The sequence below is a fragment of the Cupriavidus nantongensis genome (assembly GCF_041726985.1).
Lineage (GTDB): Bacteria > Pseudomonadota > Gammaproteobacteria > Burkholderiales > Burkholderiaceae > Cupriavidus > Cupriavidus nantongensis_A.
This window is the reverse complement of sequence record NZ_CP168303.1, coordinates 2,402,691-2,417,413: the sequence shown is the minus strand read 5'-3', so window position 1 is coordinate 2,417,413 and position 14,723 is coordinate 2,402,691. Positions and strand designations below refer to the sequence as shown.

At 69.9% G+C, this 14,723-nt stretch carries 16 protein-coding genes; 9 read left to right on the top strand and 7 right to left on the bottom strand.

Annotation, left to right across the window (positions count from 1 at the left end; genetic code table 11):
* Positions 1-3 precede the first annotated feature (3 nt).
* The 3 genes from ACEI37_RS22385 to ACEI37_RS22375 all read right to left on the bottom strand — a co-directional run bounded on the left by ACEI37_RS22385 (position 4) and on the right by ACEI37_RS22375 (position 3,509).
* On the bottom strand, positions 4-894 hold the full coding sequence (locus ACEI37_RS22385; RefSeq protein WP_373378205.1) for a hypothetical protein: 891 nt from the start codon (positions 892-894) through the stop codon (positions 4-6).
* A 63-nt stretch (positions 895-957) separates the two neighbouring features.
* Positions 958-2,625 (bottom strand): S8 family serine peptidase, encoded by a 1,668-nt coding sequence (locus tag ACEI37_RS22380; protein WP_373378204.1) that lies wholly within the window; start codon positions 2,623-2,625, stop codon positions 958-960.
* A gap of 128 nt (positions 2,626-2,753) precedes the next feature.
* Positions 2,754-3,509, bottom strand: a complete 756-nt coding sequence (locus ACEI37_RS22375; RefSeq protein WP_373378203.1) for a hypothetical protein — start codon at positions 3,507-3,509, stop codon at positions 2,754-2,756.
* Between the two features lie 125 nt (positions 3,510-3,634).
* Here ACEI37_RS22375 and ACEI37_RS22370 point away from each other — a divergent pair, with 125 nt between their 5' ends.
* The 5 genes from ACEI37_RS22370 to ACEI37_RS22350 all read left to right on the top strand — a co-directional run bounded on the left by ACEI37_RS22370 (position 3,635) and on the right by ACEI37_RS22350 (position 6,312).
* Positions 3,635-3,916: a hypothetical protein gene (locus ACEI37_RS22370; RefSeq protein WP_373378202.1), complete on the top strand. Its 282-nt coding sequence runs from the start codon at positions 3,635-3,637 to the stop codon at positions 3,914-3,916.
* A 99-nt stretch (positions 3,917-4,015) separates the two neighbouring features.
* Entirely contained in the window at positions 4,016-4,291 is a 276-nt protein-coding gene (locus ACEI37_RS22365) for a response regulator transcription factor (protein WP_373378201.1), read from the top strand.
* Positions 4,267-4,458 (top strand): response regulator transcription factor, encoded by a 192-nt coding sequence (locus tag ACEI37_RS22360; RefSeq protein ID WP_373380300.1) that lies wholly within the window; start codon positions 4,267-4,269, stop codon positions 4,456-4,458. The genes ACEI37_RS22365 and ACEI37_RS22360 overlap by 25 nt, the downstream gene beginning before the upstream one ends.
* A 157-nt stretch (positions 4,459-4,615) precedes the next feature.
* Positions 4,616-5,677: a poly(3-hydroxybutyrate) depolymerase gene (locus ACEI37_RS22355; RefSeq protein ID WP_373378200.1), complete on the top strand. Its 1,062-nt coding sequence runs from the start codon at positions 4,616-4,618 to the stop codon at positions 5,675-5,677.
* A gap of 56 nt (positions 5,678-5,733) precedes the next feature.
* The gene (locus ACEI37_RS22350; protein WP_373378199.1) at positions 5,734-6,312 is read left to right on the top strand and encodes a hypothetical protein; all 579 of its coding nucleotides are present in this window, start codon (positions 5,734-5,736) and stop codon (positions 6,310-6,312) included.
* A gap of 110 nt (positions 6,313-6,422) precedes the next feature.
* On the opposite strand, the gene ACEI37_RS22345 is transcribed toward ACEI37_RS22350, so the two are convergent.
* Positions 6,423-6,932 carry a nucleoside deaminase gene (locus ACEI37_RS22345; protein ID WP_373378198.1) on the bottom strand — a complete coding sequence of 170 codons (510 nt, stop codon included), beginning with the start codon at positions 6,930-6,932 and terminating at the stop codon, positions 6,423-6,425.
* 192 nt (positions 6,933-7,124) lie between these two features.
* On the opposite strand from ACEI37_RS22345, the gene ACEI37_RS22340 reads away from it, so the two are divergent.
* On the top strand, positions 7,125-7,478 hold the full coding sequence (locus ACEI37_RS22340) for a DUF1428 domain-containing protein (RefSeq protein ID WP_373378197.1): 354 nt from the start codon (positions 7,125-7,127) through the stop codon (positions 7,476-7,478).
* A gap of 524 nt (positions 7,479-8,002) precedes the next feature.
* Here ACEI37_RS22340 and ACEI37_RS22335 read toward each other — a convergent pair.
* The gene (locus ACEI37_RS22335) at positions 8,003-8,782 is read right to left on the bottom strand and encodes an IclR family transcriptional regulator C-terminal domain-containing protein (protein WP_373378196.1); all 780 of its coding nucleotides are present in this window, start codon (positions 8,780-8,782) and stop codon (positions 8,003-8,005) included.
* A 206-nt stretch (positions 8,783-8,988) separates the two neighbouring features.
* Between ACEI37_RS22335 and ACEI37_RS22330 the strand changes: the two genes are divergently transcribed.
* Complete coding sequence (locus tag ACEI37_RS22330; protein ID WP_373378195.1) at positions 8,989-10,626, top strand: acyl CoA:acetate/3-ketoacid CoA transferase; 1,638 nt, start codon at positions 8,989-8,991, stop codon at positions 10,624-10,626.
* 63 nt (positions 10,627-10,689) lie between these two features.
* Positions 10,690-11,688, top strand: a complete 999-nt coding sequence (locus ACEI37_RS22325) for a Bug family tripartite tricarboxylate transporter substrate binding protein (protein ID WP_373378194.1) — start codon at positions 10,690-10,692, stop codon at positions 11,686-11,688.
* A 34-nt stretch (positions 11,689-11,722) separates the two neighbouring features.
* On the opposite strand, the gene ACEI37_RS22320 is transcribed toward ACEI37_RS22325, so the two are convergent.
* On the bottom strand, positions 11,723-11,878 hold the full coding sequence (locus tag ACEI37_RS22320) for a hypothetical protein (RefSeq protein WP_373378193.1): 156 nt from the start codon (positions 11,876-11,878) through the stop codon (positions 11,723-11,725).
* 326 nt (positions 11,879-12,204) lie between these two features.
* Here ACEI37_RS22320 and ACEI37_RS22315 point away from each other — a divergent pair, with 326 nt between their 5' ends.
* A complete protein-coding gene (locus ACEI37_RS22315; protein WP_373378192.1) occupies positions 12,205-13,728 on the top strand; it encodes a DEAD/DEAH box helicase in 1,524 nt (507 codons plus the stop codon).
* 59 nt (positions 13,729-13,787) lie between these two features.
* Here ACEI37_RS22315 and gluQRS read toward each other — a convergent pair whose 3' ends face one another.
* Positions 13,788-14,720, bottom strand: a complete 933-nt coding sequence (gene gluQRS / locus ACEI37_RS22310; RefSeq protein ID WP_373378191.1) for a tRNA glutamyl-Q(34) synthetase GluQRS — start codon at positions 14,718-14,720, stop codon at positions 13,788-13,790.
* Between the last annotated feature and the right edge of the window lie 3 nt (positions 14,721-14,723).

The following is a 14,723-nucleotide window of genomic DNA, read 5'->3' as shown; positions in this document are numbered from 1 at the left end:
GGCCTACTCCTTGCGCGGCTCGCGCGGTGCGTTGCCGCGCACCGCAGTTTCGACGATCTCGACGATGCGCTGCAGCAGCCGATGCACCGCGGTCGCGGAGAAGCCGCCCAGCATCGACAAGGCCGGCTTGCCGAAGCTGCGCATGCCGGCCGAGTCGAACAGCTGCGGCGGCAGCATCTCGACCAGGATCAGGCCGGACATGACGCCAAGGATCAGTTGCGCGGCATAGGCGGCGTCGTACTTGGGGTCATAGGTGCCCTTGGCGATATAGCCGTGCACCTGGAACAGCGAGGCAAACGAGGCCCCCAGCCCGGCGCAGAACAGCAGGAACAGCATGTTGAATAGCAGCGTGCGGCCCGACGAGGCCAGGATGCCGGAGCGCATGTTGTCCATCGATACCTCGGCCGGCAAGCCGGTCAGCACTACCGCCAGCAGGCAGCACACCGCGGTGCCGGTCAATGCGCGCACCAGCGGCACCGGCCCCAGGAACGCCAGCGGATGGGTGCGGCGGCGTTCGTCGTCGAGCAGCGTGATGCATTGCGGCGTCGCCGGCGCGATCGCGCCGGCCAGGTCGTGGTGCAGTTGCGCGAGCTGCTGCACGGCAAGGCCCGCACCCGCCGGCGGCAGCGATGCGGGCACGGCCACGCCGGCCGCGGCTGCCTGGTGATCGCAGACGAGCAGCATGGTCCAGCCGCCCGGCATCGGCAGGCCCAGGCGCAGCGCATGGCTGGCCATGGCCTCGCATTCGCGGCGCAGCTGCGCGTCGAGCGGCAACTGGAGGGCCTTGGCCGGGGCCAGTGCCGGCGGCGTGGCCGCGGCGGAATTGGCGGCGCCGGCATTGGCCGCGGCGGCGGCGCGCCGTAGCGGCGCGGCGGTGAAGTCGAGCGTGCGCATGATGTGGGGAAGGAAGAGGGCGGCCCGGTGGCCCGGGCCGCGTTGCCCGCGCAGCGGGAGGCGCTACAGCGGCCGGCCGAGCAGACGCTGCAGGTTCTGCAGCTGCGGCAGGCCGCCGCCGAAGCGGTTCTCGGGGTCGTGTGCCACGATCGGCGAACTGATGGCGCGGATCAGCTGGAACAGCGCCGCGACGCGGCGCGGTCCGCGCGGGCCCATCCAGGCCGCCAGCTGCGGATCGGACAGCAGCAGCGCGGCCAGCCCGGCGATATGCGGCGCGGCCATCGAGGTGCCGGAGTCGGGCATGAAGGCGGCGCCAGGCACCGTCGAGATGATGCCCACGCCCGGGCCGCATACCGCGATCTGCGGACCGAAGCACGAGAACGTCGGCGCGAACAAGCCGGCGCGCGTGGCTGCGTGCTGCACCACCTGGGTACGTTCCCACACGTCGTGCGGCAGTTCGCTCTGCAGGCCTAGCGCCGAGACCGCCAGCACCGACTGCGATGCCGCCGGGTACTGCACCGGCCCGCCCGAGTTGCCGGCCGCGACGATGCAGGCCACGCCGCTGTGCACCGCTTCGATCAGTTTCTGTTCCACCGCCTGCGAAGGCTGCGCTGCGCCCAGGCTCAGGTTGACCACGTCGATGTCGTGGTCGATGCAGTAGTCGAGCGCCCGCAGCAGCGTGCTGAACTGCCCGCCCGGAAAGATCTTGAGCGCATGCATTTCGGCCTCGGGCGCGAAGCCGAGCATGGTGGCCTGGGCTTGGGCCTGCGCGGTGGCGCCGCCCGGTTCGGCCGGCCGCGGCCGGGCGCCGATCACGCCGGCGCAGTGCGAGCCATGGCCGATGGTGTCGAGGCGCCAGGTGTCGCTGGCGCCGGTGCCAGTCAGGTCGATACCATGGCGAATATGCGCCAGCAGCGGGTGCGCCGCGTCGGCGCCCGAATCGACCACCGCCACGCGCACGCCGCGGCCACCGAAGCTGCGCGTGAGCCGGTCCAGCCCCATCAGCCGCTGGCCCCAGCCAAAGCGGCCGTGCGGCGGCACGTCGGGATTCGGCTGCGACAACGGTGTCACGCGTATCACGTTAGGCTGGCCCGACACCACATTGGGCGACAGCAGGTACTTGTTCCAGTAGCCGCTCAGCGGCCGCACGAACAGCGAACGCGCCGGCCCGGGCTGCTGCTGCACCAGCGTCAGCGTCGCTTCGCCGCTGGCGTCGGTGGTGGCGGTCGCGGGGAAGCCGTCGCCGGCCAGCGTGATCGCCACGCCCGGCAGCGGCGTGTCGCCGGTGCCCAGCACCCGCACCCGCACCTCGCGCGAGACCGGGCCGTCGAACGCCGATTGCGGATGCAGCCGGTCGGAGGTCTCGAGTTCGGCCTTGCGGCCATAGCCGAGCGGATGGTCCTCCTCGACGATCATGTGCGGCGGCGCCGTGGCCTGCAGCATCTGCGCGTGCGCGGCGTCGAGCTTGACCACATAGGTATGGGCGGCCTCGTCGGGGCGTACCGAATGCAGGTGCGTGTTCTTGTGCCCTTCGACCACCTGCACCACTTCAACGCCTGGCAGCTGCGTCACCGTGCTGTGCAGTTCCCCGGCCGACATCGGCGTTACGCCCGCCTGCTGGGCCAGCGCATGGCGCCGCGGCGCGATCAGGTACTGCTTGCGGCCGGCCTCCAGCGCCACCGCATCGCCGCTGCCGGCGCGCGCGGCCTCGCCTTTCTTGTCTCGTTCCATTTGCTTTCTCCACCGCGGCGCCAGCGGGCGCGCGTGATCGATGCGGGCAGGCCGGCGCCGTGGCGCGGGCCCGCGGCGAGGCGCCGCCAGGCGCCCCGGGTTGATGCGCAGACCTTATCCGCGCGGGCTCATGCGTAGACCACTTGCGGCTGGGCCGAGAACGGCAGCAGGCCGCCGAGGTGGCCTGCCACGGTGCCGATCTGCTGGCCCACGCCGGCATTGCCCAGCAGGCCGCCGACGGCATGGCCCAGCGTCGGCGCCACGGCGCCGATCAGCGAACCGAACACGCCCTGCGGTGCCAGCGCAACCTGCGGCTGGGCCGAGAACGGCAGCAGGCCGCCGAGGTGGCCGGCCACGGTGCCGATCTGCTGGCCCACGTTGGCATTGCCCAGCAGGCCGCCGACGGCATGGCCCAGCGTCGGCGCCACGGCGCCGATCAGCGAGCCGAACACGCCCTGCGGTGCCAGCGTGACCGCGGGCATGGCGGAAAACGGCAGGTAGCGTGCGCCTTCGCGAACGATGTTGGCGCCATGGACGGCGGCGGTCGGATAGCCCGCGGCGGTGCCGGCCGCCTGGATGAAACCGGGCGCATGCACCGCGATGGCGGTACCGATCGGGCCGGTATGCCCGGGCTCTGGGAACGGGATATGCTGGGCCAGCGCACCGGCGGCTGCACCTGCCGCATGGCCGATCACCGGGTGCACATAGTGCGTGACCACGGCCTGCACGCCGTCTCGCACCGCCGGCGCGACCGCGTTGGTCATCGCGCTTTGGGGCACCAGCATCGGCTGCGCGGCGAACGGCAGCAGGCTGCCGATACCGCTGACGAGATTGCCGAGTACACCTTGCGGCGCCAGGACGGCGGCGTGGATGGGGTAGGTCATGACGACTCCTTCGAGTAACTGCGTGGATTGAGGAAACACGGGCGGCGGGCCGCGCAAGGCGGGCCAGATGCCGCACCTGCCGCGTTGCCGCGCATGGTGCGGCGCCGGGACAGGTGGAATCATTCTTGGTTTTCGGGCTGCGCCGCCGCCATTGGGCAAATGCGGTATTGGCAGTGGATAATGCCGGGCAACAATCAGAATTAAAAATCGCGCAGCATGAATTGGCTTTTAAATCCAAAAGCCAGCACCTAGAATTCGCCTCTGCTGCCCGCATCCGGATATTCCGGATCGCACTGTCGGGAAGTGCGAAATACCTGCCGGCGCAACACCGCAAGAGTTCGAAAACAAAAGCAGTGATCTGGAGCCCGACCGGGCTGTCCCCGGTTCCGCTCGTAGGTCCGCACTAGCCTTGCACGAAGGGTCCTGTGATGCACTGATGCACAGATAGACGCGCGGCTGCCGCTCCTGCGAAGGAACCACTCGTTCCATCGCATGGAGCCTTCCGCATGAACCTCACCACTCGGGAAGAGACGGTGCTCGCCTGCATTGCCCGCGGCCTGAGCGATCGCGAGATCGCCGCACGTCTCGCATTTTCCGTATCCACGGCCCGCAAGCACCGTGAGCATCTGCTCGCGAAAATGCAATTGCGAAAATCCTCGCAATTGACCATGTACTATCTCGCGCGCCAGCATGAGCTGTTTAAAAAAGCGGGTCGCCGGCCGCGGATAATCCATTCTCGCAACGCGAGCGCGAATATCTGGAATGGCTCGGGCGCGGCCTGAGCGACAAGGAAATCGCGCGCGCACTCGGCATCAGCGACCAGACCGCGCGCACGCATCGGGCGCGGCTGTTGCAGAAGGCCGGCGCGGGCAATGTCTGCGCCTTGCTGTTCCTGTGCGTGCAGAAGGGATGGCTGGAACTGCCGCAGGAACAGGCATGCGGTGCGTAGGGGTGATAGACACTGTGGCGCGCTACCGCATTTGCCCAATGGCACGGCGCGGTGGTGGCTCCGGACAATGGACGTGCAGCCGCCGCTTGGCGACCAGCGCGCTGCGGGCCGCGACGCGTCCCGGCTTTCCGATCCCTGTCGCCATGCAGGAGCCATCATGATTCGATGCAAGCCAACCGCCCGCTACGGGGCACTCGCCGCAGCCTGCGCGCTCGGCGCCAGCGCGGGCGCCGCCGCGCAGGCACTGCCCGCGCTGGGCGCGGACCTGGCGCAGACCTCGGTGTCGGGGCTGTCGTCCGGCGCGTTCATGGCCACGCAGTTCCACGTTGCGTATTCCGGCACCATGGTCGGCGCCGGCGTGGTCGCGGGCGGACCGTTCTACTGCGCCGGCCTGTTCGCGCCCACGCCGCCCGCGACCGCCGCCGCGACCCAGTGCATGCAGCCGGTCGGCGATACCGGCCCCGATGCGCAGGCGGCGCTGGACGCGGCACGCACCTTTGCCCGCGACGGCCGCATCGACCCGGTGCAGAACCTCGCGCGGCAGCGCGTCTACGTGTTTTCCGGCACGCGCGACCAGACCGTGCTGCCGCGCGTCGCCGCGCAGGTGGGGCGGTTCTATACGCTGGCCGGTGTACCGGCGTCGCAGCTGCAATACGTGGCCGATGTCGCGGCCGGACATGCCTTCATCACCAGCCAGGCGGGCGACGCCGCGTGCGCGGTCAGTGCGTCGCCCTACATCAACAACTGCGGGCTCGAGCAGGCGCGGCAGATCCTGCAGTGGATCTATGGCGCGCTCAAGCCGGCGGCGCGGCCGACGGGCGAACTGTTGCGCTTTGACCAGCGCGCGTTCGATCCGGGCGGGAAGGCGCTGCTGGCCGACAGCGGTTATGCCTACGTGCCGCGCGAGTGCGGCGCGGCCGCCGAGGGCAATGCCGCGGCTTGCCGCGTGCACGTGGCCTTCCATGGCTGCCTGCAGGGCGCGGGCGCCATCGGCGAACGCTTCGTGCGCGGCGCCGGCTACCTGGAGAGTGCCGAAGCCAACCGCATCGTGGTGCTGTTCCCGCAGGTCGGCGCGTCGCGCCATAACCCGCTCGGATGCTGGGATTTCTGGGGCTATACCAGCGACGACCCGGCCCAGCCGGACTTCTTCTCGCGCGAGGCGCCGCAGATGGCCGCGGTCATGCGCATGGTCCGCCGGCTCGGCGCGGCGTCCCAGTGAACGCCGCCCGTCTGGTCCCACCCGATCCACTGCCCCATCCCGCAAGGAGATCCGCCATGCTGTCCATCCTGCAAGCCCAATGGGAAAGCGCCAGCCGTACCGCGCTGGAACTTGCCCTGTGCCAACTGCAAGCCGCCACCGCGCTCGCGCAGGCGCCCTTTAGCGCTGCCGAGCCCGCTACGGCGCGTGCGCTGTCGCGCCAGACGCTGGCCGTGCTGAACCGGTATGCCGAGCAACGCGGCGCGCAGCAGTCGCAATGGTGGCGCGCGCAGCGCGACCGCCTCGACCTTGCCGGCGTCGCCCACGCGTGGCGCGGCCTGGATGCGATCGAGGCCGATCTTGCCGCGCGCGCATCGCAAGCCATGGCCGGCTATCAAGACGCCGTGCGCGAAGCGCTGGCGCGCTACCTCGAAGACGTGGGCGAGGCGCGCGACGGCAACGATTTCGGCCTGGCGCTGCTGCGCGCGTTGACGGACTGTCAGGAGGCCGGCAAGACCTGCGCTGCGCAAGTTGCGGCAATGAGTGCCGCGATGATGCCGGCCTGGACGCAGTGGCTGCAGTCGGCGCTGGCCGAACCCGGCGCATCGCGCGCCGTCGCGGAAGCGGCGGGGCAGCGCGCGGCGCTGGACGGCTGAACCACACGGCGCAGCTGGTCGGCGTCGCTGCGTGTAGTGGCGATGACAGGCTCCGATGCCTTCCCGATGCCGTCCGCCGGGGAGGCGGATGGCAGACGGCGGATACCGCGCTACTGCCAGAAGCCCGCGTGCGGTGCCGCGGCTTCGTCTTCCAGCACCGGCCCGACCACCTCGACCCTGCGCTGGCCGCGCGCAAACACTTCGCGGCATGGCAGCGAGAAGGTCGGGTTCTCCGGGTGGTCGCCGGTCAGCCCCAGCAGCTTGTGTTCCGACAGCGCATAGACCACGCGCCCGATGCCGGTCCAGTAGACCGCGCCCGCGCACATGCAGCACGGCTCCGCGCTGGTGTACAGCGTGCAACCGCCAAGCCGTTCGGGCGGCAGCGCGCGCGCGGCCTGCGCGGCGGCGACCAGCTCGGCATGCTGGGTCGGGTCGCCCTCGGGCGGCATCGAATTGTTGCCGGCGCTGGCGATGACGTTGCCGTCCGCGTCGGCCACCAGCGCGGCGAACGGATGGCGGCCGCGGGCCCGGGACTGGCCGGACAGCGCAATCGACTGGCGCAGCAGTTCCAGGTCAAGCGGCGACAGTTCGGCGCCGGACGGATCGGTGATTCGGGTCATGCGGGGGTCTCCGGTTACTGCGCAGGCCGCCCGGGGCAGTGGCCGCGGCGGCGCTTGCGCGACCCCATGGTAGGCGAGGTGGAGCGCGCGCGCAGCACATGCGCGCCGCGCCTGTCGCGATCGACTATGGTAGTCAGACGTCTTCGCGTCCGGGCGGACGCGACCCATTACCCAGACCCCAGGAGGATGCCCATGTCCTATATCGATGGCTTTGTGCTCGCTGTTCCCCAGGCCAACCGCGACCGCTATCGCGAGGTGGCGCAAAAGGCCGCTGCCGTGTTCAAGGAATACGGCGCATTACAGGTGGTGGAATGCTGGGGCGACGATGTGCCGGAAGGCAAGGTCACGTCCTTTACGATGGCAGTCCAGCGCAAGGACGATGAAGCGGTGGTGTTCTCGTGGATCCTGTGGCCGTCGCGCGAGAAGCGCGACACCGGCATGAAGGCGGCGATGGCGGACCCGCGGCTGAAGGAGGGCATGGATCCGATGCCGTTCGACGGGCAGCGGATGATCTTCGGCGGCTTCGAGGTGATTGTCGAGGCTTGATCGGGCCGGGCGCCGCTGCGGCCGCGCCCGGGCCGACGGCTCAGATCAGGTGGAAGACCATGCCCAGGGCGATCGCGCCGCCCAGGGTTTCCACTGCGGCAAGGGCGAGAAGGTTCTTCAGTACGAAAGCCTCTTCTTTCTTCGTCACCATGGTCTGTCTCCCGGTCATTGGACTAGTTTTACAGCACCATCGGCGGTGGCAATCCGGCTTGTGGCGGTGCCAGGGGCGTCGATGTGAGACCAGTAGACCGCATCCTGCCGCCTACCGGAAGCTGGCGAAAACCCGCTCGGCGAAAACCCGGATTCCTACAAGCGTGTGACAGGGCCATGATTGACTGGCTTTGCAGGGCGCGCCTGCGGCCTGCCAGCCACGGCCCATGCAATGGCCCACATTCGGGGGATGCCCCAGTCGGCGCGATGCGCCAAGATCGACGGCGTGGGTGGTCGAACCGATTGCCCCGCTACCGCTTGAGCCCCGCTGCCTCCCCGGCACGCGGGGCTTTTCTACATGGGCCCCGCGCGGCTCAGCGCGCCTGCAGGATGGCTTCGATGCGGGCCGCGGCCTCGCGCAGCGGCGCCAGGAAGCGCGCTTCCAGGTGGGCACGGTCGCGGCTGCCCAGTACCATGCTGAAGCCCAGACCGGCCACCACCTTGCCGTCCTGGTCGCGCAGCGGCACCGAGATCCCTGCGTAGCCGTCGACCAGTTCGCTGACCAGCACGCAGTAGCCGTCGGCGCGCACCTGGCGCAGCGTGCGCGCCAGCGTGGTGCGCGAGCTGACCGTGAACGGCGTCAGCTTGCGCAGCGTCGCGCCGGCCAGGTAGGCCTGCAGCGCGCTGTCGTCCAGGCCGGCCAGCAGCACCCGCCCCAGCGAGTGCGCATAGGCCGGCATCCGCCGTCCCAGCGCCATGTCCACGCGCAGCAGCTGGCGCGGCTCCTCGCGCGCCACCAGCACCACCGATTCGGCATCGAGCACGCCCAGCGAGCAGCTTTCGCCCAGGGTCTCGCAAAGCTGCTGCAGGTAGGGCCGCGCCATCTGCGGCAGGCTCATCGAGGCAAAGTAGGCGTAGCCCAGCTCCATCACCCGCGGCGTCAGCGCAAAGTGGCGGCCGTCCTGCGCCACGTAGCCGTTGTGCTCCAGCGTCAGCAGCAGCCGGCGCGCGGCGGCGCGGGTCACGTCGAGCTGGTCGGCGACCTCCTGCATGGTCAGGCGCTCCGCGCCCGCGCCCAGCAGGCGCAGCAGCGCCAGGCCCTTGCTCAGCGATTCCAGCAGTTCTTCCTTCTTGGCGGTTTCGGCTTGCGGCATAGAGGGTCTGTGAGGGAGCGGTCGTGAGATGAACGATCAGGCACGTGCGGATCGGTGCCTTTGAGGAGGGCTTGCGCCGACCGGCAGCATCTCCGTATGATAGCGTTTTCCGAACAAATGTTCGCAAAACGAAGTTCGCAAAAACGAATTCACGGAAAGCGTGCCGCCTGCGATGCGGGACGGCACGACGAAAACCGGAGACAGCAATGAAGGTAATCACCGCGCGTGAAGCGGCGGCGCTGGTGCAGGATGGCTGGACCGTGGCCAGCGCAGGCTTTGTCGGCGCCGGCCATGCCGAGGCCGTGACCGAGGCGCTGGAGCAGCGCTTCCTGCAGAGCGGCCTGCCGCGCGACCTGACGCTGGTGTACTCGGCCGGGCAGGGCGACCGCGGCGCGCGCGGCGTGAATCATTTCGGCAATGCCGGCATGACTGCCACCGTGGTGGGCGGCCACTGGCGTTCGGCCACTCGGCTGGCCACGCTGGCGATGGCCGAGCAGTGCGAGGGCTACAACCTGCCGCAGGGCGTGCTGACGCACCTGTATCGCGCCATTGCCGGCGGCAAGCCCGGCGTGATGACCAAGATCGGCCTGCACACCTTTGTCGACCCGCGCACCGCGCAGGACGCGCGCTACCACGGCGGCGCCGTCAACCAGCGCGCGCGCCGCGCCATTGCCGAAGGCAAGGCATGCTGGGTCGATGCGGTCGAGTTCCGCGGCGACGAATACCTGTTCTACCCCAGCTTCCCGATCGACTGCGCGCTGATCCGCTGCACCGCCGCCGACGCGCGCGGCAACCTCAGCACCCATCGCGAAGCCTTCCACCATGAATTGCTGGCGCTGGCGCAGGCGGCACACAACTCGGGCGGCATCGTGATCGCGCAGGTCGAAAGCCTGGTCGATCACCACGAAATCCTGCAGGCCATCCACGTGCCCGGCATCCTCGTCGACTACGTGGTGGTCTGCGACAACCCCGCCAACCACCAGATGACGTTCGCGGAGGCCTTCAACCCAGCCTACGTCACGCCGTGGCAAGGCGAAGGCGCTGCCGCCGATGCCGCCGCTCCGGCGCCCGAGGCCGGGCCGCTCGACGCGCGCACCATCGTGCAGCGCCGCGCGGTGATGGAACTGGCGCGGCGCGCGCCGCGCGTGGTCAACCTCGGGGTCGGCATGCCGGCCGCGGTGGGCACGCTCGCGCACCAGGCCGGGCTGGACGGCTTCACGCTGACGGTCGAAGCCGGCCCCATCGGCGGCACGCCCGCGGATGGCCTCAGCTTCGGTGCCTCGGCCTACCCGGAGGCGGTGGTGGACCAGCCCGCGCAGTTCGATTTCTACGAAGGCGGCGGCATCGACCTGGCGATCCTCGGCCTGGCCGAACTCGATGGCCAGGGCAACGTCAACGTCAGCAAGTTCGGCGAAGGCGAGGGCGCGCTGATTGCCGGCGTCGGCGGCTTCATCAACATCACCCAGAGCGCGCGCGCGGTGGTGTTCATGGGCACGCTGACGGCGGGCGGGCTGGAAGTGCGGGCAGGCGACGGGAGCCTGGAGATCGTTCGCGAAGGCCGCGTAAAGAAGATCGTGCCGGAGGTGTCGCACCTGAGCTTCAACGGCCCCTACGTGGCATCGCTGGGCATCCCGGTGGTGTACATCACCGAACGCGCGGTGTTCGAGATGCGCCCCAGTGAGGACAGTGAGGGCGGCGAAGCGCGCCTCACGCTGGTCGAGATCGCTCCCGGCGTCGACTTGCAGCGCGATGTGCTCGACCAGTGCGCCACGCCGGTGGCGGTGGCGCCCGACCTGCGCCAGATGGATGCACGGCTGTTCCAGGCCGGCACCATGCGCCTGTAACCGCCGCCGCACCAGAAAACCGATCCTGATTCACCGCGATACACTGGAGGACACAGTTACACCATGCAGAACACCAGCCGCCGTACCTTCCAGCGCCGCCTCGGCGCCGTGCTCCTGAGCGCCACGCTGCCGCTCGCCGCCGCACCGGCTTTCGCCGAGACCTACCCCAGCAAGCCGATCCGGCTGGTGGTGCCGTTCCCGCCGGGCGGCCCGACCGACACCGCCGCGCGCATCATCGGCCAGAAGATGAGCGAGACGCTGAAGCAGCCGGTGGTGGTAGACAACCGCCCCGGCGCCTCCGGCACCATCGGCGCCGAAAACGTCGCCAAGAGCCCCGCCGACGGCTACACGCTGCTGGTGCTGGCCACGCCCACGCTGCTGGCGCCGCACCTGATCAACCGCAAGGGCTATGACCTCTTCAAGGACTTCACGCCGATCGGCGCGGCCTATGACCTGCCGATCGTGATGGTGGTCAATCCCCAGGCGATGCCGGACGTGACCAGCCTGCAGCAATACATCGCCAAGGCCAAGGCCAGGCCGGGCGCGCTCAACTACACCAGCGCCGGCAACGGCAGCTTCGGCCACCTGTCGACCGAGCTGCTGAAGAACCTGGGCCACTTCGACGTGCAGCACGTGCCCTACAAGGGCAGTGCGCCGGCGATCTCCGACCTGCTGGCCGGCCAGGTGCCCATGATGTTCTCGGACATGATCGCGGCGCTGCCGCATATCAAGGCCGGCAAGCTGCGCCCGATCGCGGTCGGCTCGGGCAAGCGGGTCAGCTTTACGCCGGAGGTCAAGACGGTGGCGGAACAGGGCTTCCCGGGCTTCGATGCCACCGCATGGGGCGGGCTGCTGGCGCCGGCCGGCACGCCCAAGGAAGTGGTGGCGACGTTGTCGGCCGAGCTGAAGAAGGCGCTGGCCGATCCGACCGTGCAGCAGAAGATGCTGGGCGCCGGCACCGTGGCCGCCTATATGCCGCCGGAGCAGCTGGCCGCGCGCATGAAGGCCGACTACAGCAAGTGGGGCAAGGTGATCCAGGACAACGGCATCCGCGGCGACTGAGCGTGCGGATGACGAGTCGGCGGCCCGCTGCGGTTCAGGCGGGCTGCCGGCTCTGGGGCTGGTTCGCCGGCAGGGCGGGCCGCGTGGGCATCGGCAGCGTGGCCTGGCGGCCGGCCGCGGCCAATCCCAGGAACTGGCTGGAGGTGCGCAGGAATTGCTGGCAGGTCTGGCGAAACAGCTCGAAGTCCATGTCGGTCTCGGTGTGAAGAAGCCGCGCGGTCCGGGCAGGGCCGCCGCGCCGCCGGCATCTTGCTTGGCCGATATGACAATGTCTTGACAATGCGCGCGCCGGCCCGCCGCTGGCGCCGGCTTGTCGCGCCCGCCGCACGGCCGCGCCGGACCGCCCACTGCGCTGGCAGAGGTGCTAAAATCTAAGTCTTTGATTCTCTTGGCCAAATGCTGTAGGCAGCAGGGCCGCGCCGGAACCCTCCCGGCGCCGGGCGAGATTCAGGGCGAGATGAGTTCCAGACGCGTATCCGTTTGTGCCGGGTTCGCCTCCCGCCAATACCGATACCCATGACCACTACGAACGCACCAGAACCTACCACCGCGGTTCCGACCGCCGTGCAGACCTTCGACAGCTTCGGCCTGGACGCGCGCATCCTGCGTGCCTTGTCCGAGCAGGGCTACAGCTCTCCCACGCCGATCCAGGCGCAGGCCATTCCGGTCGTGCTGCTGGGCAAGGACGTGATGGGCGCCGCGCAGACCGGCACCGGCAAGACCGCCGGCTTCGCGCTGCCGATCATCCAGCGCCTGCTGCCGCTGGCCAATGCCAGCGCTTCGCCGGCGCGCCACCCGGTGCGCGCGCTGATGCTGACCCCCACGCGCGAGCTGGCCGACCAGGTCTACGACAACGTCGCCCGCTATGCCAAGCACACCGACCTGCGCAGCACGGTGGTGTTCGGCGGCGTCGACATGAACCCGCAGACCGACGCGCTGCGCCGCGGCGTCGAGATCCTGGTGGCCACGCCCGGCCGCCTGCTTGACCACGTGCAGCAGAAGTCGGTGAACCTGTCGCAGGTGCAGATGCTGGTGCTGGACGAAGCCGACCGCATGCTCGACATGGGCTTCCTGCCCGACCTGCAGCGCATCATCAACCTGCTGCCGGCGCAGCGCCAGACGCTGCTGTTCTCGGCGACGTTCTCGCCGGAAATCAAGCGGCTGGCCTCCAGCTACCTGAAGCAGCCGGTCACCATCGAAGTGGCACGCAGCAACTCGACCAACGAGAACGTGCGCCAGGCGGTGTACCAGGTCGAGGACGGCCACAAGCAGGCCGCCGTGGTGCACCTGCTCAAGCAGCGCGCCGCGCAGGGCATGTCGCGCCAGTGCATCGTCTTCGTCAACAGCAAGATCGGCTGCTCGCGGCTGGCGCGCCACCTGGAGCGCGAAGGCATCAACGCCGCCGCGATCCATGGCGACAAGACCCAGACCGAGCGCATGCAGACGCTCGACGGCTTCAAGAGCGGCACCATCGATGCGCTGGTCGCCACCGACGTGGCGGCGCGCGGGCTCGACATCCCCGACATGCCGTGCGTGATCAACTTCGACGTGCCGTACAGCGCCGAGGATTACGTGCACCGCATCGGCCGGACCGGCCGCGCCGGCGCCAGCGGCGACGCGCTGTCGATCTACGTGCCGGGCAATGACGAGCGCCTGCTGTCCGATATCGAAAAGCTGATCAAGCGCAGCATCCCGCGCGGCAAGCTGGAGGGCTTCGACCCGACGGGCGAACGTGCCCGCCAGGCCGACGGCGAGCGCCGCCGCGAGCGTAGCGACGTGCGCCGCGAGCGTAGCGACGTGCGCCGCGCGCGCGGCAGCGCCGACAGCGAAGACCGTCCGCGCCGCCATGACCACGGCGCCAACCGCCAGGTCTTCCGCGCTTCGGACGACCCGTTCTTCTCGCGCCCGTATGAGCCCAGCCCCGCCAGCCCGGCGCAGGCCAAGGCCGCCGACGAAGTCGCCGCCGCGCTCACGCGCGGCCGCCAGGCGCCCAAGCGGCCGGTGGCAGCCTTGCTCGGCGGTGTGCCGCGCAAGTCCTGAACGGATTGTCGTTTCGATGAATGGCCCGCCTGCGCGGGCCATTTGTTTTTTTGCGGTGGCTAGACCGATGCTGGCAGGGGCAGCGTGGCGAGCCGCTCGCGCCAGCCGTCGGTGGCCCGCGCCAGCCAGTCCTGGACCGTGCCGGCAGGATTCGACAGACCCAGGTGCGCGCCAGCCTCGCGCAGCGCGTCCAGCGGGGCGCCGGTGTCGATCGCCTGTGCGCCGCTCTGCTTGCTGAGCTTCTCGCCGGCCTGGTTCACCACCACCGGCACGTGCAGGTAAGCCGGCGTGGGCAGGCCCAGCAGGTGCTGCAGGTGGATCTGCCGCGGCGTGGAGTCGAGCAGGTCGGCGCCGCGCACGATATGCGTGATGCCCTGCAGGCCGTCGTCGACCACTACCGCCAGCTGGTAGGCCCACAGTCCGTCGGCGCGGCGCAGCACGAAGTCGCCCAGCTCGGTTTCCAGGTTCTGGCACTGGCGTCCCTGCCAGCGGTCGTCGAAGCACACGACGGCGGCAGGGCCGTCCGGCACGCGCACGCGCCATGCGCGCGGCAGCTTGCCGTTCAGCCCGTGGCGGCAGGTGCCGGGATAGCCGAGGGTCTGGTGGCGCTCGCGCACGTGCACCAGCGAATCGGCGATCTCCTTGCGCGAGCAGCCGCACGGATAGAGCTGCCCCGCGGCATCGAGCCGGCGCAGCGCCTCGGCATAGTGCGGCTCGCGCCGGCTCTGCCACACCGGTGGCTCGTCGGGCGTCATGCCGACGCGCTCCAGCGTGCGCAGGATGTCGTGGTCCGCGTCGCGCACGCAGCGCGGCGTGTCGATGTCCTCGATGCGCACCAGCCATTGCCCGCCATGCGCGCGCGCGTCCAGCCAGCTCGCCAGCGCGGTGACCAGCGAGCCCATGTGCAGGGGCCCGGTGGGCGACGGCGCGAAGCGGCCGCGATAGCCGCCCGCGGCACTCTTGCGCACTGCCGTTGCAGCCCTCTCTGCCATCGG